This window comes from Levilactobacillus tujiorum, assembly GCF_012641185.1.
Classification (GTDB): Bacteria; Bacillota; Bacilli; order Lactobacillales; family Lactobacillaceae; genus Levilactobacillus; species Levilactobacillus tujiorum.
The window spans coordinates 1-225 of sequence record NZ_JAAXLK010000080.1; the positions used below are offsets into that span (position 1 = coordinate 1).

Annotated in this window: 1 rRNA gene; it reads right to left on the reverse strand. The window is 48.4% G+C overall.

What is annotated here, in order from left to right:
* Positions 1-225: ribosomal RNA gene (locus HF569_RS12295) — 23S ribosomal RNA — on the reverse strand; the annotation flags it as partial.

Here is a 225-nt window from a genome sequence, read left to right on the forward strand (position 1 = left end):
CCCTTTCGACGGTGGATCTTATCACTCATCGTCTGACTCCCGGATATAAATCTGTGGCATTCGGAGTTTATCTGAATTCAGTAACCCATGACGGGCCCCTAGTCCAAACAGTGCTCTACCTCCACGATTCTTTACTCCGAGGCTAACCCTAAAGCTATTTCGGAGAGAACCAGCTATCTCCAAGTTCGTTTGGAATTTCACCGCTATCCACACCTCATCCCAGCA